Consider the following 17,457-nt stretch of genomic DNA (forward strand, 5'->3'; position numbering starts at 1 on the left):
GGGCAGGGCTCGATGGACGAGGTTCTAGATGCGGCGCCTGTAGTGGTCGTGGGTCAGCTTCAGCTGCTCGACCCAGAAGCTGTACTTCCGCTCCGGAGAGGCGCCTGACTCGAGATGGCCGAGGTGCTCGGCGAGCAGGTAGAACTCGCTGCCCGGCTCCCGTTCCACGTCCGAGAGCAGTGCGACGGATGAGAGCATGAAGCGGCTGTGCAGGAGATCGTCCTTCACGACGTCGGCGAGGAGTGCGCCGATGGCCTCGCGTTCAGTATTCAGGGCGACGTCGAACGGTTCTGTCCCGGTGTCTTCGCGGATGTGCCGACTGAGCTCCTCGTAGGTGATCAGCTCCTGCCGCCGGGCAGTATGGACCATGATGCTGCGGGCGGCTTCCATGATGATGGCCCGGGCCTCGTCAGCGCGTGAGTGCGGCATGCTGCCCCTTCCGTCGGCTTCTGAAAGCCTAGCGGCCCCAGCCCCCTCGATATCCCGTACGGACCGGCTGGCCCTCCTCGAGGGACCGGCGCCCCAGCCTTTGCCCATCAGCGTCAGAGTCGATTTTGGGTGTTCAGCGATCCAGAGGCGGTGCGGGGGCGCCAGCCGCCAGCCACCCAGCGAGCTCGCGGGGGCTCTGGAAGGACAGGACCCGTGGCATCGATGGATCGGCCGTGATCCTCCCAATCGCCGCCCGTTTGCTGGTGAAGGTCCTGAAGTGCCAGCCGATGATGGAGTCCTTCGCGAGGGCGCGGCGCAGGGTTTCGGTGTTGCCGTTACACACCGGGGTCCTGCTGACGATCCGGCGGACGGTGCGGCGGGTGAGGCGTCCGAGGGACAGCAACCTGGGGTAGTCGAGGAACACGACGAGTTCGGTGCGGGCGAGAATGATGTCCCGCCAGGCCGAGTAGGCGCTGTCGAGGACCCACCGGTCCCCGGCGGCGATGCCGGCCACGATCCGGTATTAGTCCTCGATGGGCCGGCCGGTCCACCCCGGGAGCCACCCGACATCGTCGTCGGCTGAGAATTCTGGAACACCGGCGACGGCGGCATAGGCGCGGGCGGCTGAGGATTTCCCGCTGCCGGTCACGCCATGGAAGAGAACCCGTTGCGCCGGTGCCGCTGTCATGGGTCTTACCGTAACTCTCCGGGAGGTCGTCGAAGGGCCCCCGGCCAGAGGATTCGTGTGCTGGCGAGGGCATGCGAAGAGAAATCGGGGTCGCCGGTGATGCGAGCGAGAGTAATTCGACCGAGGTCACTCATCGCAGGATTCGTCTCCCGGTAGTACCAGACCAATCCCATTGCCTGTTGGAATGCCCATGCGGCTCCGCGCCACCATTCACGATCATCGATCGCCAGATCATCACGCAGGAGTTGTCGCCGTCGGCGGTCGAGCAGGTGCCAACCGGCCACGAGATCCAGCGCCGGATCAGCGGCGGCGAAAGCTCCGCCATCCAGGACACCGATCAATCGATCTCCGTCGACCAGCATGTTGCCCGGAATCAAGTCCCCGTGAGTCATCGCTGTCGAGGTACCCGCCGGAAGCCGTCGGAAGACCGCCCACAGATCCCGAAGCCGACCAACCGGTAATAATCCTTCGGATTCACGGAAACAGACCTCCAACCACTGATCGGAGTCCTTCAGGTCTCCGCCCCGGCCGGAGCCCGAGAAGGTTCTGCCCCGGGTGCCAGCGGCGCGAAGCGACTGGATCAGGAGGGCCAGATCGCGAGCGAAGCGGTCCGAATCGGCGGATCCTTCGGGCGTCGCAGCGGCTCCGGGCAGCCAGGTCTGCACGGACCACGGCAGCGGATAGCCGGCGCCCGGAGCTCCGACCGCAAGAGGCGTCGGCGACGGGAAGGGACAGTGCGCGGCCAGTTCACGCATTGCGTCGGCTTCGCGGGAGATCTGGGCGCACGTCTCGTCCGGATCAGCCGCGCGGAGAGGGAAGCGTGCCGCAAAGCTGGTGCCGATGCGGACGATGGCATTCACCGTCCCGTGTGTATTGAGATATCGCACGGGTTCGGCACGCCAGCGGGGGAACTGGTCGACGATCAGCCGACGGGCGATGTCCTCGTCGATATACAGCTGATCGTCATGCATTCCCATGCAAGCGACGGTATCCGGTGCAGAGAGCGACCGTCCTTCAGGTGGTCGTCAATCAGGGGTGTGCAGTGTCCCGGCTGCAAGGCGTTGGGTGAAATTGTGCAGTGCGTGTGCCCGGAGGTCCTGATCGTGTCCGAGGAAGGCGGCAGCCGCTACCTGCAGCGGAAGGGACGCTCGATAGGACTTCGCCCGCTCGAGTGTGTCCTTGTCCGTAATCTCAACGACCTTCGCCGCGCCGTAGGCGCCGATCAGCGGGGCCAGGTCGACGGCGGGGTCTGCGATGCAGGCGTTGTCGAAGTCGATGAGGCCCGGAGCCCCGGATTCGTCCCACAGGAGGTTGTGTCCGCCGAAATCGCCGTGCACCAGGGACGGGGTGACGGCTTGTTCCAGACTGAGAACATCGCTGACCACGTGTCGCGCCGTCGCCCGCTGTCTGTTGTTCTAGTCCGTGGTGATCCTGTCGACGATCTGCGGCCACGACGGGCCACCGCACCACGCTCTCACTGGGGGCAAGTCAAGATCTGTGATCCGGGTTCTCCGAAGACTGTCGAGGATGCGTGCGAAATGGTGGCGGACATCCACCCAGGAAACGTCGTCCCGATGAATGCCGCGGACGACGGTGCAGGCCATCGCCGACCATTCGCCACCCGTGGTGGTTCGAATGAGCCGCGGAATTCGAAGCGCGAGCCCCGCATTGTCCAACGCGGACAAAGCGCTGTCCTGCCGCGCGATACGTACTGCGTGATCCGCAGTCCGCCATTTGTTGCAGGTGCATCCTTGCCGCATCGCGCGCAGCGTGGAGTACCGTCTGTGGGATGCCAGATCCTCTCTTCGATCATCCCCGGGTTGCCCGCGTCTATGACCCTCTGGATCCCGACCGGCGTGACCTGGATACCTACATGGACCTCGTCGACGAGTTCGGGGCGACGGCGGTCCTGGACGTGGGGTGCGGCACAGGGACCTTCTGCTGCCGCCTTGCTACGGAACGTAGCCTCCGCGTGGTCGGGGTCGATCCTGCCGCAGCATCGGTCGCCGTCGCCCGGACGAAGGCCGGCGCCGACCGCGTGACCTGGCTGGTGGCAATCGCCCTGGATGTGGCCGCACTACCCGCTCACCGTGAGCAGTACGACCTTGTCACGATGACTGCGAACGTCGCTCAGGTGTTCCTCGACGACGAGGCATGGCTCGCGAACCTGCGAGCCATCCGCGCCTGCTTGCGACCTGGCGGCTACGTGGCGTTCGAGAGCCGCGTGCCCGCTGACCGGGGCTGGGAACGGTGGACCAAGGAACTCACTCATCAGGTCATGGACGTCGAGGGTGAGGGGCCGGTGGAGAATTGGGTACAAGTGACGACGGTCGATGGGGAGCTCGTCACGTTCGAGTCCCCGACCATCTTCCTGGCCGACGGTGAGCGCATCGACTCCACGTCGACCCTGCGGTTCCGCTCCCAGGAGGCGCTGGAATGGTCCTTGTCGGAGGCAGGCTTCGTCGAGACCGAGGTCCGCGAACTGCCGTACGCCCCCGGCCGGGGATGGCTCGTTGTTGCCCGCGCGTGATGGGACGAAGGGGTGAAGGACAAGCTGCCACGGGGGGAGAGCTGGCTGACCGCGAACGCTGCATCACTGCGAAAGGCATTGAAGGAGTAGACAGGAGAAGACAAGCGTCGACGTTGACCGCAGTCACACATTCGGCTTATGTGGTGAACGATCGACAAGTACGTGGACAGGACCGAAATGACGAACATCCAGCGCACGTCCACGGCCACAGGGACGCCGGACACCGCCATACCGACCATCAGTGCGGCCCCGGTACACCCCGCCTTCGCGGACGACCGGGCCGCCGAGTGGCTGGGCGTGGAGGTTGTGCGCGCAGACTTCGGTGATGTGCTGATCCGCATGCAACTGCGCGAAGAGATGCTCAACGGCTTCGGCGTCGCCCAAGGCGGTATGGTGACTGCCTTCGCCGATGTTGCGTTCGCGCTTGCCTGCAATGATCCGAACGGCGACGGCAGCACCGTCACCGTGGCGTCCGGGTTGGACGTCAATTTCATCAATCCTGGATTTGCAGGACGGACAGTGACCGCCAGTGCCATCCTTGTCAGCCGGGCGGGCAGAAGCGGACTTTTCGACATTCGCGTCAGTCAGGAAACCGCCGACGGCCCCGACGAAATCCTTGCCGAACTGCGCGGACGCTCACGCACCATTCCTAACCCCAACTACCGCAGCGAGTAGTACGCGGTGCGCAGCACAGCGGCGATCGCAATTCGGTAATGGTGCGAGTCTGCACCAAGCGGTCGGGCCGTCGCTCATAACAATTCAAGCACTTTGCCCCGTGGGCATATTCGGAGAATGCATGCGAAGGTAATGTCCGCCGTGGGGGATAACGCAGTGCAGGGTTCTTGCCGGGCGATTCCTCGTCACCCATGCCGCTTCTGCCTCAGGAACCTCCGACAATGCCAAGACTGCCTTCTGTCGTCGCCCTCGCTTCCGTCGCCGTGCTGCTCGTAGGATGCGCCGGCCCCGCCGACGAACCTGCAGCGGCTCCCGAGCCCACCGCCTCGACTGCGTCGTCGTCGCCCAGCGCGTCCGCGGAATCGCCGGCAACGGCCTCCGCCACGCCGTCCAGGACTCCCTCCGCGCCACCGTCCGCGGCACCTTCCGCGACCCCCTCCATTACGCCTTCCATGGAGCCGGCGCCGCCGGCCGCACCAGCTGCTCCGGCTCCAGCACCGGCCGCTCCGGCTGCTCCGGCTCCAGCACCGGCCGCACCAGCTGCTCCGGCTCCAGCACCGGCCGCTCCGGCCCCAACGCCGATCAGCGTCCCCGAGCCGTCGCCGACCGAGGTCGTCTGCGTCACGCCCAACCCCGAATGGGGCGTGGTGAGGGTGACTGTCGCACAGGGCGCTTCGTTCACGATCACGGACAGCGGTTATGAGCCCGGCCAGCCGGTCTCCATCAACTTCGGGATCGATCAGAGCGACGGCTGGGTGATGCACGAGCAGACGGCCATCGCCGACGCCGCCGGGAACTACAGCTTCTCCATCACGGTCGCGTCGGATCTTCCGCCGGGTGCCTACGGCATTCTGACCTACCCTGCGGATCAGGGGAGGGGCGGGCCCGAGTTCGAAGCGGCAAAGCGCTTCGCGGGCATCGACGTCGTCGCTTCCTAGCCGGAACGGAGGGCATCCCGACAGGGCGGTCAGGGGCGCCGGGGAGCGTCAGGAATCGTCCGGCCCCGACGACGCATCGAGGATGCGTATCGCTCCCGCCTCCGCGGCGAGCTGCTCGTCGGTCAGCGCTGTCCCGCGCAGGAAGCCGCTCCGGGCGAGCATCTCCCGCAGTTCTCCGACCCCGTAGGGGCGGGGCCAGCGGCTGTGGGCGACCACGTGGCACGTGGGGCAGAGCGGCACGAGGTCCACGAGCGGATCCGCGTCGTAGTCGGCGTCGACGTACTCCGGCGGGGTGATGTGGTGCACCTGGACCAGATCGCCGCCGTCGAGCCCGTACCTCTGCTCGAAATCGAGGCCGCATGCGTGGCAGGAGGCACCCAGATGGGCGACGACGGTCCTCCGCACATCCGGGTCGCGCTCGAACCGGTCGACCTGCACCCGCTTCCCGGCCGCTGGCGGCAGCGATCCCGGGACCGGCTCGACCGACCCGGCGTCCGGGGCGTAGGCCTCCCGCCACGCAGCGCGGAGGGCGGCTTCGTCCGTGCCGTCGATCACGACCGGCCCGACGGCCGCGGCCAGCACGCCCTGCACCCGGTCGACGAGCCGCGGCAATGCCAGCTGATCGCCGTGGGGGAGGAGGGCATCGAAGTCGATGTCCACCGGCGTCGTGGGCTCATCCCCCGGGCCCGACGCGCCGACGACGGCGAGAACGCCGTGGCCGATGAGGCCCTGGCCGGCAGGCGGACCCGTGAGGATCACCAGCCACACCTCCATGCCGCGCTCCGCGGCACACGGAGAGCCCGCGTGCCAGGAGGTGGAGTGCGGGGACGTGAGGTGCGCAGGGAGGACCCAGCGTTGGCGGACGACGCCGTGACGCCGCACGGCGTCGACGGCGGCGGCGAACGGGCCGTCCCACTGGGGTCCGCCCGGGTTCCAGGGAATGATCACTGCCGCCATGGGTCGAGTGTGCCAGATGGGCGCCTGCAGGGTTCAGCCCTGTTGCAGCCACCTCTCGGCGTCGTCCCGGTCGGTGAAGAAACGCGCCTCGGTGCGGGCGCGCACCAGGAAACCGGTGAGTACGAGGTCGACGGCATCGTCACCGAGCACTGCGACCCTGGCGGGGAACTCGTGGGCGAGGATGGCCGTCCTCGCCTCCCAGGTGACTTCCTTGAGCCTCGCCACCTCCACCAGCAGAGGCAACGCCGGGGAACCGAATGCGGCGATGGTGGCGCCGACGCGTGCGATGTCGTCGCGGTCGATGGTGATGCGCGGCGGCCAGCACAGGCGAATCCACCGTGGCAGGGCAGTGACGGTGAATCGCCCCGTCCGGCGATCCGCCGACCCCCGGGCAGCGCAGGGCTGCATCAGGTTCGTATCCATCCGAGAGACCCCTTGAATCAGACGCTTCACCGCGCAGGAAACACTGCCACCGGGCTTCGGGTGGGTCGGGCGGGCGGCAGGTCGCGCAGGAGCACTGACCGGGGAGCATTCGACGCCCCGTTCCGTGCGGATGGGTGGACGGTCGAGAACAATTCCAGCGCTCTCACAGGGAGCGGGCGTCAGAGCTCCCAGGGCGGCTGATCATCCCAGAGCCGCAGGCTGCTGAAACTGGCGATGACTTCGCGGACGCCTGGAGCGAGGACGGGAAGGCCGTCATCGACGGCGATCAGCGGTCCGTAGTGCCGCAGTTCGGCCATTTCATTGGCGAAGTGCAGGGCACGTGCATGCTCCGCCGTGAGGCCCACGCCGCCCGCGGCAATTGCCTCGAGAGCCGACTGGGCCCGGCCGAACAGAATGGCGTGCGCGAGGTCGGTCGCCGTCGTCTCGGGGTCGTACTCAGCTTCGGTGGCCCAGCTCCGCAGAATGGGGTCCTCCTTGAAGTGCACGCTCGTCTGTTCCCGTTCGGCTGCCATGACGTCCCCGCTGATCGTTGGCTGAAGTGAAGTTCCAGCGTCCCAGTCGCTGCTCCCACCGACAAGACCGTCCGATCGCCAACGCGAAGTTGTTAGCCGCCCGTGACCTGTTCGAACTCCGCTCGTCCGCCGCGGTGGGTCGTGCCAGACTGGGACCATGCGCCTCTATTCCCTGAAACCGCACGCGCGTTCGACCAGCCGGAACCGTGCCACGACACCCTCCGGTCAGGAGCGTCATGTCGCCATGCGCCTCGACGACGCCTGGCTCCGATTCCAGACCCGGTTGGCCATTCGTCGCGGCCGCGTGGAGACCGTCATCCCTTACACGGGCTACGGGTCCACGTCGTGGGTCCGGGTCCTGGCCCGCGTGGTCCGCAGCGATCCGAGGGACGCCGTCCCGGCCTCTGAGGAGGGCCGCCTGAAGCCGTTGCAGGAAGGCATGCGGGGTTGGCGCAACTTCACGAGCGCGCCGGTGGCGCACGCCGTCGTCCATGTCACCATCGGTGACACGGTGCACGACGTCGAGGCGGACCGCGGTGGCGTGGTGGACGCGCGGATCCCGGTGTCCCTCGACGCCGGATGGCACAACATCACTCTGCAGACGGGCGGGTCCAGCGCGGTGGAGGCACCCGTGCGGATCGTCGCGGACGGGACCGGATTCGGTGTCGTGTCCGACATCGACGACACCGTCATGGTGACGGCACTGCCCCGACCGTTCCTCGCGGCCTGGAACACCTTCGTGCTGGACGAGCACGCGCGGACGCCCACCCCGGGGATGGCCGTGCTCTATGAGCGCATCGTGCGTGCGCTCCCGTCGGCTCCTGTGCTCTACCTCTCCACCGGCGCCTGGAACGTCGCGCCGACGCTGTCCCGCTTCCTCTCCCGCAACCTCTACCCGGCGGGTCCCAAGCTGCTCACCGACTGGGGGCCGACGCGCGACCGGTGGTTCCGCAGCGGCCAGGAGCACAAGCGGCTTTCCCTCGAACGGCTGGCCGAGGAGTTCCCCGACATGAAGTGGCTGCTCGTGGGCGACGACGGGCAGCACGACGAGGCCATCTACTCGGAATTCGCCCGCCGCCACCCCGGGAATGTCCGGGCCATCGCTATCCGGCAGCTGTCCGCGAGCGAGGCGGTGCTGGCAGGTGGTCGCTCGAAGTCCGGCATCCAGCCGACACCGGGGATCCCCTGGATCTACGCGCCCGATGGCGCCGGCATGTCCGCGCGACTCGAGGAGATGGGCATCATCGGGGACACGGTGCGCACCGCGGACGTGCCCGAAGAGGGCGAGATCGCGGAGGAGTCGGACTGACCCGCCGGCCGAGCGAGAGACCATCATGACGGATCCCACGCCGTCCCCTGTCTATCCTGCCCTGTCCTACGAGCTGTACCCGCCGCGGAACGCCGACGCCGAGGACTCGCTCTGGACGACCATCCGACGGCTCGAGGACACGCGACCCGACTTCGTCTCGGTGACCTACGGCGCGGCCGGAAGCAACCGCGACGCCGCGTTCGCCCTCCTGCGGCGCCTCCTCACGGAGACCACGCTGAAGCCACTGGCTCACCTGACGAGCGTCGCCACCAGCCGGGAGGACCTGACGGAGATCATCGACCGGATGATCGGGGGCGGCGTGCGGGGAATCCTCGCGCTGCGCGGGGACACCCCGGAGGGCGCCGACCCCGCTCCGGACGAGGTCGAGCACGCCGACGGACTCGTACGGCTCATCCGCGACGTCGAGGCCGGGAGGACCGCGCAGCTCGCGGCCGGCCGCATCTCGGTGGGTGTCGCGGCGTACGCGACCCGACACCCCGATTCGCCGAGCCTCGAGCGGGATATCGAGGTGCTCCTGGCGAAGGAGGCTGCCGGTGCGGACTTCGCGATCACCCAGGTGTTCTTCCAGGCCTCCGACTACTCAGGGCTGGTCACGCGCGCGCGGCGCGCCGGGGTGACCATCCCGATCATCCCCGGCGTCATGCCGTTGACGAGCACGCGCCGGCTCAAGAAGCTGAGCAGCCTCGCGGGTATCGAGGTCGACGACGCCCTGTGGTCCAGGCTCGACGGCGCGGACTCCGACGCCGAGCGGCGCCGGGTGGGTGTCGCGGCCACCGTGGAACTCGCGCGGGCGGCGCTCGACGACGGCGCCCCTGGCATTCACCTCTACACCTTCAACGAGCACGCGGCCGCCCTCGAGGTCCTCGATGCACTCGACCTGGAGCGACCACCGCTGGCCGGTCTGCCCGCGTCCCTCTGATCCTCCGGCGTCCGGGCCCGTCGTTCGTCGAGGTCACGTCGATCGCGCGCGGTGGACGGTGGTGCGCTTCACGGTCCCGTCCGGGTTGAAGTAGGTCCACTGGCCGGTCTTGGCGCCGTGGTCGAAGTCACCCTCGTCGATGATCGCCCCTGCCACGTCCCATCGTTGCCAGAACCCGTGTTTATCGCCGTCGACGAAGCCACCCCTCTGCAGCAGCCCGCCGGTCGCGCGGTACCAGGTGGCCGGTCCGGTGAGGTGTCCGGCGACGTAGTGGCTCACGGATCGCACGCGCCCATCCGCGAAGTAGTGCGTCCACTCACCGGTTCGTTCGCCCTCGACGTAGTTGCCGACGATGGTGCCACCGTGGGGATCACGCTCCTCCCAGCGCCCGGTGCGGCGTCCGGAAATATCCTCGGCGTTCGTCGCGGCGTCGTTGCTCACCTCGTGCCCGCCTGCTGGATGGGACCGACGTCGGTGTCATCCAGGATGGGGACCTCCAGCGCCTGGAGCCAGTTCTGCCACGCCGGTTCTTCGCGCCGGACGTAGTCCGCCGCGTCGGCCGAGAACAGGTAGGCGCGTACGCCCGCCGTCGCCGTACCGGCGCTCTCGCCGTACACGAAGACGCTGAGCATCCCGGGCACGGGCGCAGTGAGCCGGACCAGCATCTGCCGTTCGCCGACACGCTCGACCCGACCGGTGGCACCGCGGATCTCGACCGTCGCCCCCTCCTCACCCAGCCCGAGCGCGTCGTGCATCGTCGACCAGAGCCGCTGCGCGTCCACGGGGTGGGAGGCCGACGCTTCGAGCTGTGTGGTCTCCTGGCCCGGGAAGTGCGTCAGGTAGAGGCGCAGGTTGTCGAAGTACGGCATCCAATTGGCGCCCATGTCCTCCCAGAACTCCGACTCCCAGTCGGCGCCGGTTCCGAAGCCGCTGCTCGTGACGCGCACGACGCAGGTGGCGCCGGACTGGGCTTCGACGAGGAACTCCGACGTCAGCGGGCTGAGCGCATCCGGGTCCTTGCCCATGAGGGCGGCCCAGTCCTCCTCGTAGACGAGGCGGCGTGGTGGATCCCAGCGGGTGACGTGGCCGTCCGAGCCCATCTCGGGGCCCATGGTGAAGTGCAGCGAGCCGCCCTCGCGCTCTTCCATGTCGGTCGGCAGGAACCAGGCGCTCATGCCCTTGGCAGTGGCGATGGCCTGCCAGACCTGCTCCGGGGTCCCCGGGACCTCGACGCTGAATTCCAGGCGGTACGGGGTGTTCGGGATTGTGTTCATCGGTTCTCCTCGGGTAGTGGGTGTGCGGCGACGACGAGCCGGTGCGGACGCCCGTCGTCATGGTGGTAGCGGGCGGCGAGCTCGAGCACAGCAGCTGTGAGATCGTCCGCGAAGGCAGCCCGGTCGGCGGCCGACCGGAAGCCGATCTGCGTGTCGATGGTCAGGGTCGGCAGGGCCTTGCCGGATGCACCCGCTCGGCGGGCCAGGGCGCCGACCTCGCGTACCAGGCGCCCGGCCAGTGCGACGAGATAGCCCGCCGACAGATGGTCGTCGTTGGCATCCGGATCGGCCGCCGACGCGCTCACGGCTGCCGGGGAGACGACGTACGACGCGGCCGACGCCCGCAGGACCCGCTCGGTGATGCCGCCGTGCCGGCGCTCCTCGACCAGCTCCACGAGGCCGTGGGTCTCGAGCGCCTTGAGGTGGTAGTTGATCTTCTGGCGTGTGAGTCCGACGCGCGTGGAGAGTTCGGCGGCGGAGGCAGGATCGGCCAGCTCGCCGAGCAGCCTGGCGCGGACCGGATCCAGGACGGCAGCGGCTGCCCCGGTGCTTTCGATGACTTCGACGTCCTGCATGCCTCCACGATCGCCCTTGACAATTATAGTTGTCAAGAGCCCATCAGCTCTGATCTCCCACCGATCGGCCGGTTGTCACAGGTCCGACCGTCGACGATGAGCGGCCCCTACTGAACGCTCAGGCGGCCCGATCTCGCGGCAGTGATGATCCGCGCCAGCGCCCATCCGGCAGCAGTCACCAGCGGCACGCTCACGATGATCACGGCGACCGGGTTCGGTTGGAACGTCGGGCCGCCGGGGCCGTCCGCATACGCGCCGAGCGGCAGCACCCAGCCACCACCACCACCGCCTGAGCCCTCACCCTCCGGTGCGGCACCGCCCTGCTGCGACGTGCTCGACCCCCCGCCGCCGCCGAAGCCGAAAACGACCAGAGCAGCCGGGACGACCTCCCGTCCACCCACCGTGATGCTCTCGCCGAACGCGATCTTCGCACCCCAGGACGGCACAGACTTCGTCAGAGTCTCGATCGGATCTTCCATCGGCTCAGGGCCTCCGTTCCTGTCGTGATGGTGACCGCACCCGGTGACGGTGAGCATGTGTCCCACCTCGCCGTGGATCCCGGGAGTGGACTCGGCTCGGCCAGAGTAGGGCGTCCCGCTCCGGGTCACCAGTGGCCTTGGCGAGTACTTCGCGCCCGCATGCTGATGTTTCGCCTGGCGCGCTTCGGTTCTGGCGCGCTCCGGGGGACGTGCGTCAGCCGCGATCTGCCGTCGTATGCCGGGGTGCGATGCTCTGGCTGCGGAGGATCTCGGCCAGGTGGTCGAGGAAGAGCCGCACGCGGGCGTCGTCGGCGTCGCCGGTGCGCAGGGCGAAGATGCTGCGGGCGAGTCGGATCTCGGGCACGTCGAGGGCAACGATGCCCTCGGGGCGGTTGACCATCGCGAGTTCGGGCACGAGGGCGGCGCCCAGGCCCGCGGCGGTGAGTTCGAGGCTCGCGTTGAAGTCGTCGCAGTACGCGCTGATGCGGGGGTGGAGGTTGCAGCTCGCGAAGAGCCGTTCGATGACGGTGGCGTCCGCCGTCCCTGGGTGGTGCATGATCCACGGCATGTCGGCCAGCTGGTCGGCGCTGACGCGGGCACCGCTGCGGATGCCCCAGCTCGCCGGCAGGATGACGCGGAAGTCGTCGTCGCCGATCCACTGGCGGCTGAGGGTCGACGGCCAGGCGAGCCCGGCCTGGCCCACCTGATAGACGAGCGCGAGGTCGAGGTCGCCGCCGGTGCGCAGCCCCTGGATGGCGTGGGCCGGCTCCCCGACGAAGACGCGCAGCGACACCCCGAGGCGTTGCCACTCGGGCATGCGGAGCAGTCGCGGCAGCGCGAACGTCGCCAGGCTGGGGAAGAGGCCGAGCCGTAACTCGTGCGCCGGCCCGGAGCCGGCGCGTGCGGTGGAGGCCAGCAGCGCGTCGATGTCGGTAAGGACCTTCGCTGCGTGCCGGGACATGGCGATGGCGGCGTCCGTCGGGACGGCGCTGCGGGCCGAGCGCGTGAAGAGGACGGCGCCGGTGTCACGCTCGAGCGCCGACATCTGCTGAGACACCGCCGACGCCGTATAGCCGAGGCTCGTCGCCGCGCTGCTGAAGGACCCGTGGCGGATCACTTCGAGCAGCGTCCGCAGATGGATCGGGTTGATCATCGAACACTTCCCTTGTCCACGGATTGGCCCGGGCCGACGCCGGCACGGATGCCGTCGAGCTTACCCGCGGTCTTCCGCCCGGGGCTGACGGGGGAGGGGGACATGCAATTGCGACACGCCGTGAGAGACGCGACACGAAGATTTTCTGCCTGTGCGGAAGTCCTCCACAGAGCTGTGGACGACGGGCCCGTCGGGGCGCCGATCGGCTCGTTTCCGGGCTTTCCGATCGGCCCGATCTGTGGACATCGTGTGGACTACTGACCTCCCGAATGACATACTTGTAATACATCATCTAGGGGTTGGCACCACGCGGCTGCACTAGATGTAGTATCGAAGGACAGAAGCAGCCGCTCGACGGCATGGGCTTGCCAGACGCGGGAATCCCCGGATTTCTTCCCCTTCCGGGGGTCGCGCGCCGCTCATGACGCAGCAGCTGTTCATCGACAAATCTCGTATGAGTAGTAGAGGAAAAGGGGACCAGGACATGACCGTCACGGTGTACACGAAGCCGGCTTGCGTACAGTGCAACGCCACCTACCGGGCTCTGGACAAGAAGGGCATCGCCTACCAGAGCGTCGACATCTCGCAGGACCCGGCCGCTCTTGAGCGCGTGCGTTCCATGGGGTACATGCAGGCTCCCGTGGTCATCACGGACAACGACCACTGGTCCGGCTTCCGCCCCGACAAGATCAACTCGCTGGCTGACGCCCTCGTCAGTTCAGTAGCCTGACCGATCCCTTCGGGGATCGCCGCGAGGCATCCTGACATGGCCATCACCATGGACGACCGAACCGCCCTCGCTCAACCGGTTGCTGCCGGGGACACCGAGGGACCACTCACGGATGCCCCGCTGATCTACTTCTCGTCGGTCTCCGACAACACCCACCGCTTCGTGATGAAGCTGGGGGTCCGGGCCGCCCGCATGCCGCTCCTCACCAGGGAGCCCACGCTGCGGGCAGCCCGGCCGTACGTCCTGGTTCTTCCCACCTACGGCGGGATCACCGGCAATGGAGCGGTGCCCCGCCAGGTCGTGAAGTTCCTGAACAACGAGCAGAACCGCAGCCTCCTGAGGGGGGTGATCGGGGCCGGTAACACCAATTTCGGTGAGACCTACTGCCTGGCGGCCGACATCGTCGCCGCCAAGTGCGACGTCCCCGTTCTCTACAGATTTGAAGTCATGGGCACGTCCGAGGACGTGGACCGAGTAACCCGAGGATTGGAAGAGTTTTGGACATGAGCGTTGCAGAGACAGAGGCGGGTGCCCCCGCAGCCGCAGTGGACCGTTTCAAGGACATGGGCTATCACGAGCTGAACGCCATGCTCAACCTGTACGGGCCGAACGGGGAGATCCAGTTCGACGCCGATCGGGAGGCTGCGCACCAGTACTTCCTCCAGCACGTGAACAACAACACCGTGTTCTTCCACGACCTCGAGGAGAAGCTCGACTACCTCGTGAAGAACGAGTACTACGAGCGCGAGACGCTCCACCAGTACACGATGAACTTCATCCGTGACCTCTTCAAGCGTGCGTACGCCAAGAAGTTCCGCTTCGAGACCTTCCTCGGCGCGTTCAAGTACTACACCTCGTACACACTGAAGACGTTCGACGGGAAGCGCTACCTCGAGCGCTACGAGGACCGCGTGTGCATGGTCGCCCTGCACCTGGCCCGCGGCAACGAGCAGCTCGCCCAGCAGATGGTCGACGAGATTATCGACGGCCGCTTCCAGCCCGCCACTCCCACGTTCCTCAACGCGGGCAAGCGCCAGCGCGGCGAGCTCGTCTCCTGCTTCCTCCTGCGTATCGAGGACAACATGGAGTCGATCGGCCGGTCCATCAACTCGGCCCTGCAGCTCTCCAAGCGCGGCGGCGGCGTCGCGTTCGCCCTCACCAACATCCGCGAGGTCGGCGCGCCGATCAAGCAGATCGAGAACCAGTCCTCGGGCGTCATCCCCGTGATGAAACTCCTCGAGGACAGCTTCTCCTACGCCAACCAGCTCGGTGCCCGTCAGGGCGCCGGCGCGGTGTACCTGCACGCCCACCACCCGGACATCAACCGCTTCCTCGACACCAAGCGCGAGAACGCGGACGAGAAGATCCGCATCAAGACGCTGTCCCTCGGCGTCGTCGTCCCCGACATCACCTTCGAGCTCGCCAAGCGCGACGAGGACATGTACCTGTTCTCGCCGTACGACGTCGAGAAGGTCTACGGCATGCCGTTCTCCGACATCTCGGTCACCGAGAAGTACTACGAGATGGTGGACGACGCCCGTATCAAGAAGACCAAGATCAAGGCCCGCGAGTTCTTCCAGACCCTCGCGGAGATCCAGTTCGAGTCCGGCTACCCGTACATCATGTTCGAGGACACCGTGAACCGGGCCAACCCGATCGACGGCAAGATCATCATGTCCAACCTGTGCTCCGAAATCCTCCAGGTCTCCGAGCCCACCACGTACAACGAGGACCTGTCCTACGATCAGGTGGGCAAGGACATCTCCTGCAACCTCGGCTCGCTGAACATCGCGAAGACCATGGACTCGCCCGACTTCGGGCGGACCATCGAGACCGCGATCCGCACCCTCTCAGCAGTCTCGGACATGAGCAACATCGGCTCCGTCCCGTCGATCGCCAAGGGCAACGACGCCTCGCATGCCATCGGCCTCGGCCAGATGAACCTGCACGGCTACCTGGCCCGTGAGCGCGTCCACTACGGGTCCGACGAGGGCCTGGACTTCACGAACATCTACTTCTACTCCGTGGTGTACCACTGCATCCGGGCGTCGAACCTGATGGCCATCGAGACTGGGCGCACCTTCGCCGGCTTCGAGAAGTCCAAGTACGCCAGCGGCGAGTTCTTCGACAAGTACACGGACCAGGTGTGGGAGCCGGCGACGCCGCGCGTGCGTGAACTGTTCGCCGACGTGCACATCCCCACCCAGGAGGACTGGCGTGCGCTGAAGGCTTCCGTCATGGAGCACGGCATCTACAACCAGAACCTGCAGGCCGTCCCGCCGACCGGCTCGATCTCCTACATCAACAACTCGACGTCCTCCATCCACCCGGTGGCGTCGAAGATCGAGATCCGCAAGGAAGGCAAGCTGGGCCGCGTGTACTACCCGGCGCCGTACCTCACCAATGACAACCTGGAGTACTACCAGGACGCGTACGAGATCGGCTACGAGAAGATCATCGACACCTACGCAGCTGCCACGCAGCATGTGGACCAGGGCCTGTCCCTGACGCTGTTCTTCAAGGACACCGCCACTACGCGTGAGATCAACAAGTCGCAGATCTACGCCTGGCGCAAGGGCATCAAGACCGTCTACTACATCCGTCTCCGCCAGCTCGCGCTGGAAGGGACCGAGGTGGAGGGTTGCGTCAGCTGCATGCTGTAGGCAACTAAATTGGCCAGGCTGGGCAGTATGCCCGGCCTGGCTTCCGGCACACCAGGCAGTACCCACGCAGACAAGGAACACACCATGAGCGAGAAGCTGAAGCTCGTAGACCAGGTCCAGGCCATCAACTGGAACCGTATCCAGGACGACAAGGACGTGGATGTCTGGAACCGCCTGGTGAACAACTTCTGGCTGCCCGAGAAGGTGCCGCTGTCCAACGACGTGCAGTCGTGGGCCACCCTGACGCCGGAGGAGCAGCAGCTCACCATGCGCGTCTTCACCGGCCTCACCCTGCTCGATACCGTGCAGGCGACGGTCGGCGCGGTCAGCCTCATCCCGGATGCCCTCACACCCCACGAGGAGGCCGTCCTCACGAACATCGCGTTCATGGAATCGGTGCACGCCAAGAGCTACTCGTCCATCTTCTCCACGCTGGCCTCCACCAAGGAGATCGACGAGGCGTTCCGCTGGTCCACGGAGAACGTGAACCTGCAGCGGAAGGCGCACATTGTCACGGACTACTACCGCGGTGACGATCCCCTGAAGCGCAAGGTCGCCTCGACGCTGCTCGAGTCCTTCCTCTTCTACTCCGGCTTCTACCTGCCGATGTACTGGTCCTCGCGTGCCAAGCTCACGAACACGGCGGACCTCATCCGCCTGATCATCCGTGACGAGGCCGTACACGGGTACTACATCGGCTACAAGTTCCAGCGCGGGTTGGAGAGTGCGACGCCGGAACGCCGTCAGGAGCTCAAGGACTACACGTTCGAGCTGCTCTTCGAGCTGTACGAGAACGAGGTTCAGTACACGCACGATCTGTACGACTCCGTGGGCCTGGCCGAGGATGTCAAGAAGTTCCTGCACTACAACGCCAACAAGGCGCTGATGAACCTGGGCTACGAGGCGATGTTCCCGTCCTCCGTGACCGATGTGAACCCGGCGATCCTTTCGGCCCTGTCTCCGAATGCCGACGAGAACCACGACTTCTTCTCCGGCTCCGGCTCTTCGTACGTCATCGGCAAGGCCGTGAACACCGAGGACGAGGACTGGGACTTCTAGTCTCTCTTCCCATCAGTGCCTCAAACGGCCCCGCACGCGACGCGTGCGGGGCCGTTCTGGTTCAAGGGAGATGGCTTGTCACAGAGCTTACGAGGAGATGTG

General features: G+C 66.8%; 23 protein-coding genes. 9 read left to right on the top strand and 14 right to left on the bottom strand.

Going from position 1 to position 17,457, the window contains the following annotated elements:
• Nucleotides 1-24 precede the first annotated feature (24 nt).
• The 5 genes from ACX80F_RS14395 to ACX80F_RS14415 all read right to left on the bottom strand — a co-directional run bounded on the left by ACX80F_RS14395 (nucleotide 25) and on the right by ACX80F_RS14415 (nucleotide 2,502).
• A complete protein-coding gene (locus ACX80F_RS14395; protein ID WP_459337085.1) occupies nucleotides 25-429 on the bottom strand; it encodes a hypothetical protein in 405 nt (134 codons plus the stop codon).
• A gap of 133 nt (nucleotides 430-562) precedes the next feature.
• Complete coding sequence (locus tag ACX80F_RS14400) at nucleotides 563-943, bottom strand: P-loop NTPase family protein (RefSeq protein WP_459337086.1); 381 nt, start codon at nucleotides 941-943, stop codon at nucleotides 563-565.
• A 9-nt stretch (nucleotides 944-952) separates the two neighbouring features.
• A complete protein-coding gene (locus ACX80F_RS14405) occupies nucleotides 953-1,117 on the bottom strand; it encodes a hypothetical protein (protein WP_459337087.1) in 165 nt (54 codons plus the stop codon).
• Nucleotides 1,118-1,122: 5 nt separating this feature from the next.
• A complete protein-coding gene (locus ACX80F_RS14410; protein WP_459337088.1) occupies nucleotides 1,123-2,094 on the bottom strand; it encodes a phosphotransferase in 972 nt (323 codons plus the stop codon).
• Nucleotides 2,095-2,142: 48 nt separating this feature from the next.
• Nucleotides 2,143-2,502, bottom strand: a complete 360-nt coding sequence (locus ACX80F_RS14415) for a phosphotransferase family protein (protein ID WP_459337089.1) — start codon at nucleotides 2,500-2,502, stop codon at nucleotides 2,143-2,145.
• 404 nt (nucleotides 2,503-2,906) lie between these two features.
• Here ACX80F_RS14415 and ACX80F_RS14420 point away from each other — a divergent pair, with 404 nt between their 5' ends.
• On the top strand, nucleotides 2,907-3,647 hold the full coding sequence (locus ACX80F_RS14420) for a class I SAM-dependent methyltransferase (RefSeq protein WP_459337090.1): 741 nt from the start codon (nucleotides 2,907-2,909) through the stop codon (nucleotides 3,645-3,647).
• Nucleotides 3,648-3,824: 177 nt separating this feature from the next.
• Nucleotides 3,825-4,322, top strand: coding sequence for a hotdog fold thioesterase (locus tag ACX80F_RS14425; RefSeq protein ID WP_459337091.1), 498 nt, complete (start codon nucleotides 3,825-3,827; stop codon nucleotides 4,320-4,322).
• Between the two features lie 205 nt (nucleotides 4,323-4,527).
• On the opposite strand, the gene ACX80F_RS14430 is transcribed toward ACX80F_RS14425, so the two are convergent.
• Nucleotides 4,528-4,947 (bottom strand): hypothetical protein, encoded by a 420-nt coding sequence (locus ACX80F_RS14430; RefSeq protein WP_459337092.1) that lies wholly within the window; start codon nucleotides 4,945-4,947, stop codon nucleotides 4,528-4,530.
• Nucleotides 4,948-4,975: 28 nt separating this feature from the next.
• Here ACX80F_RS14430 and ACX80F_RS14435 point away from each other — a divergent pair, with 28 nt between their 5' ends.
• Entirely contained in the window at nucleotides 4,976-5,260 is a 285-nt protein-coding gene (locus tag ACX80F_RS14435) for a hypothetical protein (protein ID WP_459337093.1), read from the top strand.
• A gap of 48 nt (nucleotides 5,261-5,308) precedes the next feature.
• Here the strand turns inward: ACX80F_RS14435 and ACX80F_RS14440 are convergent, their stop codons facing one another.
• The 3 genes from ACX80F_RS14440 to ACX80F_RS14450 all read right to left on the bottom strand — a co-directional run bounded on the left by ACX80F_RS14440 (nucleotide 5,309) and on the right by ACX80F_RS14450 (nucleotide 7,173).
• A complete protein-coding gene (locus ACX80F_RS14440; protein WP_459337094.1) occupies nucleotides 5,309-6,217 on the bottom strand; it encodes an HNH endonuclease in 909 nt (302 codons plus the stop codon).
• A 33-nt stretch (nucleotides 6,218-6,250) separates the two neighbouring features.
• Nucleotides 6,251-6,640, bottom strand: a complete 390-nt coding sequence (locus ACX80F_RS14445) for a hypothetical protein (protein ID WP_459337095.1) — start codon at nucleotides 6,638-6,640, stop codon at nucleotides 6,251-6,253.
• A 179-nt stretch (nucleotides 6,641-6,819) separates the two neighbouring features.
• The gene (locus ACX80F_RS14450) at nucleotides 6,820-7,173 is read right to left on the bottom strand and encodes a hypothetical protein (protein ID WP_459337096.1); all 354 of its coding nucleotides are present in this window, start codon (nucleotides 7,171-7,173) and stop codon (nucleotides 6,820-6,822) included.
• Between the two features lie 157 nt (nucleotides 7,174-7,330).
• Here ACX80F_RS14450 and ACX80F_RS14455 point away from each other — a divergent pair, with 157 nt between their 5' ends.
• Together ACX80F_RS14455 and ACX80F_RS14460 are read left to right on the top strand one after the other, a co-directional pair.
• Nucleotides 7,331-8,482 (top strand): App1 family protein, encoded by a 1,152-nt coding sequence (locus tag ACX80F_RS14455; RefSeq protein WP_459337097.1) that lies wholly within the window; start codon nucleotides 7,331-7,333, stop codon nucleotides 8,480-8,482.
• Nucleotides 8,483-8,507: 25 nt separating this feature from the next.
• Nucleotides 8,508-9,422: a methylenetetrahydrofolate reductase gene (locus ACX80F_RS14460; protein WP_459337098.1), complete on the top strand. Its 915-nt coding sequence runs from the start codon at nucleotides 8,508-8,510 to the stop codon at nucleotides 9,420-9,422.
• A 33-nt stretch (nucleotides 9,423-9,455) separates the two neighbouring features.
• On the opposite strand, the gene ACX80F_RS14465 is transcribed toward ACX80F_RS14460, so the two are convergent.
• The 5 genes from ACX80F_RS14465 to ACX80F_RS14485 all read right to left on the bottom strand — a co-directional run bounded on the left by ACX80F_RS14465 (nucleotide 9,456) and on the right by ACX80F_RS14485 (nucleotide 12,903).
• Entirely contained in the window at nucleotides 9,456-9,863 is a 408-nt protein-coding gene (locus ACX80F_RS14465; RefSeq protein ID WP_459337099.1) for a toxin-antitoxin system YwqK family antitoxin, read from the bottom strand.
• The gene (locus ACX80F_RS14470) at nucleotides 9,860-10,696 is read right to left on the bottom strand and encodes an SRPBCC family protein (protein ID WP_459337100.1); all 837 of its coding nucleotides are present in this window, start codon (nucleotides 10,694-10,696) and stop codon (nucleotides 9,860-9,862) included. Before ACX80F_RS14470 ends, ACX80F_RS14465 begins: the two co-directional genes overlap by 4 nt.
• Entirely contained in the window at nucleotides 10,693-11,271 is a 579-nt protein-coding gene (locus ACX80F_RS14475; protein WP_459337101.1) for an ArsR/SmtB family transcription factor, read from the bottom strand. Before ACX80F_RS14475 ends, ACX80F_RS14470 begins: the two co-directional genes overlap by 4 nt.
• Before the next feature lie 107 nt (nucleotides 11,272-11,378).
• A complete protein-coding gene (locus ACX80F_RS14480) occupies nucleotides 11,379-11,807 on the bottom strand; it encodes a hypothetical protein (protein ID WP_459337102.1) in 429 nt (142 codons plus the stop codon).
• 157 nt (nucleotides 11,808-11,964) lie between these two features.
• A complete protein-coding gene (locus ACX80F_RS14485) occupies nucleotides 11,965-12,903 on the bottom strand; it encodes a LysR family transcriptional regulator (RefSeq protein WP_459337103.1) in 939 nt (312 codons plus the stop codon).
• A gap of 484 nt (nucleotides 12,904-13,387) precedes the next feature.
• Here ACX80F_RS14485 and nrdH point away from each other — a divergent pair, with 484 nt between their 5' ends.
• The 4 genes from nrdH (at nucleotide 13,388) to nrdF (ending at nucleotide 17,355) form a co-directional block, all read left to right on the top strand.
• Nucleotides 13,388-13,633, top strand: coding sequence for a glutaredoxin-like protein NrdH (nrdH, locus tag ACX80F_RS14490; RefSeq protein WP_104120626.1), 246 nt, complete (start codon nucleotides 13,388-13,390; stop codon nucleotides 13,631-13,633).
• A gap of 48 nt (nucleotides 13,634-13,681) precedes the next feature.
• The gene (gene nrdI / locus ACX80F_RS14495) at nucleotides 13,682-14,140 is read left to right on the top strand and encodes a class Ib ribonucleoside-diphosphate reductase assembly flavoprotein NrdI (protein WP_459337129.1); all 459 of its coding nucleotides are present in this window, start codon (nucleotides 13,682-13,684) and stop codon (nucleotides 14,138-14,140) included.
• Nucleotides 14,137-16,296 carry a class 1b ribonucleoside-diphosphate reductase subunit alpha gene (nrdE, locus tag ACX80F_RS14500; protein ID WP_459337104.1) on the top strand — a complete coding sequence of 720 codons (2,160 nt, stop codon included), beginning with the start codon at nucleotides 14,137-14,139 and terminating at the stop codon, nucleotides 16,294-16,296. Before nrdI ends, nrdE begins: the two co-directional genes overlap by 4 nt.
• An 84-nt stretch (nucleotides 16,297-16,380) precedes the next feature.
• Nucleotides 16,381-17,355: a class 1b ribonucleoside-diphosphate reductase subunit beta gene (nrdF, locus tag ACX80F_RS14505; protein ID WP_247828863.1), complete on the top strand. Its 975-nt coding sequence runs from the start codon at nucleotides 16,381-16,383 to the stop codon at nucleotides 17,353-17,355.
• Nucleotides 17,356-17,457 lie beyond the last annotated feature (102 nt).

This window comes from Arthrobacter sp. TMS2-4, assembly GCF_054511075.1.

Coding starts and splice junctions, on each gene's coding strand:
- nrdH (WP_104120626.1), top strand. CDS start 13,388: ATGACCGTCACGGTGTACACGAAGCCGGCTTGCGTACAGTGCAACGCC.
- ACX80F_RS14450 (WP_459337096.1), bottom strand. CDS start 7,173: ATGGCAGCCGAACGGGAACAGACGAGCGTGCACTTCAAGGAGGACCCC.
- ACX80F_RS14410 (WP_459337088.1), bottom strand. CDS start 2,094: ATGGGAATGCATGACGATCAGCTGTATATCGACGAGGACATCGCCCGT.
- ACX80F_RS14420 (WP_459337090.1), top strand. CDS start 2,907: ATGCCAGATCCTCTCTTCGATCATCCCCGGGTTGCCCGCGTCTATGAC.
- ACX80F_RS14485 (WP_459337103.1), bottom strand. CDS start 12,903: ATGATCAACCCGATCCATCTGCGGACGCTGCTCGAAGTGATCCGCCAC.
- nrdI (WP_459337129.1), top strand. CDS start 13,682: ATGGACGACCGAACCGCCCTCGCTCAACCGGTTGCTGCCGGGGACACC.
- ACX80F_RS14445 (WP_459337095.1), bottom strand. CDS start 6,640: ATGGATACGAACCTGATGCAGCCCTGCGCTGCCCGGGGGTCGGCGGAT.
- ACX80F_RS14470 (WP_459337100.1), bottom strand. CDS start 10,696: ATGAACACAATCCCGAACACCCCGTACCGCCTGGAATTCAGCGTCGAG.
- ACX80F_RS14425 (WP_459337091.1), top strand. CDS start 3,825: ATGACGAACATCCAGCGCACGTCCACGGCCACAGGGACGCCGGACACC.
- ACX80F_RS14460 (WP_459337098.1), top strand. CDS start 8,508: ATGACGGATCCCACGCCGTCCCCTGTCTATCCTGCCCTGTCCTACGAG.
- ACX80F_RS14395 (WP_459337085.1), bottom strand. CDS start 429: ATGCCGCACTCACGCGCTGACGAGGCCCGGGCCATCATCATGGAAGCC.
- ACX80F_RS14405 (WP_459337087.1), bottom strand. CDS start 1,117: ATGACAGCGGCACCGGCGCAACGGGTTCTCTTCCATGGCGTGACCGGC.
- ACX80F_RS14440 (WP_459337094.1), bottom strand. CDS start 6,217: ATGGCGGCAGTGATCATTCCCTGGAACCCGGGCGGACCCCAGTGGGAC.
- ACX80F_RS14455 (WP_459337097.1), top strand. CDS start 7,331: ATGCGCCTCTATTCCCTGAAACCGCACGCGCGTTCGACCAGCCGGAAC.
- ACX80F_RS14480 (WP_459337102.1), bottom strand. CDS start 11,807: ATGCTCACCGTCACCGGGTGCGGTCACCATCACGACAGGAACGGAGGC.
- nrdE (WP_459337104.1), top strand. CDS start 14,137: ATGAGCGTTGCAGAGACAGAGGCGGGTGCCCCCGCAGCCGCAGTGGAC.
- ACX80F_RS14475 (WP_459337101.1), bottom strand. CDS start 11,271: ATGCAGGACGTCGAAGTCATCGAAAGCACCGGGGCAGCCGCTGCCGTC.
- nrdF (WP_247828863.1), top strand. CDS start 16,381: ATGAGCGAGAAGCTGAAGCTCGTAGACCAGGTCCAGGCCATCAACTGG.